The sequence below is a fragment of the Klenkia sp. AC732 genome, assembly GCF_979256525.1.
This window is the reverse complement of the sequence record NZ_CEEDOS010000151.1, coordinates 1-245: the sequence shown is the minus strand read 5'-3', so window position 1 is coordinate 245 and position 245 is coordinate 1. Positions and strand designations below refer to the sequence as shown.

The 245-nt window shown below is 70.2% G+C and carries 1 pseudogene; it reads left to right on the top strand.

Going from position 1 to position 245, the window contains the following annotated elements:
- Positions 1-10: 10 nt before the first annotated feature.
- Positions 11-245, top strand: a pseudogene (locus AC0IVP_RS22055) (hypothetical protein); the annotation flags it as partial.

Genomic DNA, 245 nt, shown 5'->3' with positions numbered 1-245 from the left:
CGAGGTGACGGTGCGCGACGCCATCGACGGCATCGCCGACACGCTCGTGTGCGACGCCTTGGTCCTCGCGACCGGCTTCCGGCCTGCCCCGCTGCGGTCGCTGCTCGGCGACCTCGCCCCGGCGGACGACGCTCCTCGCGTCGTCACGCGGGATTACCGGCTGCTGTCCGGGGAAGACACATCGGACGGACCTGCCGTCTACCTGCAGGGAGGAACCGAGACGACACACGGAATCACGTCGTCAC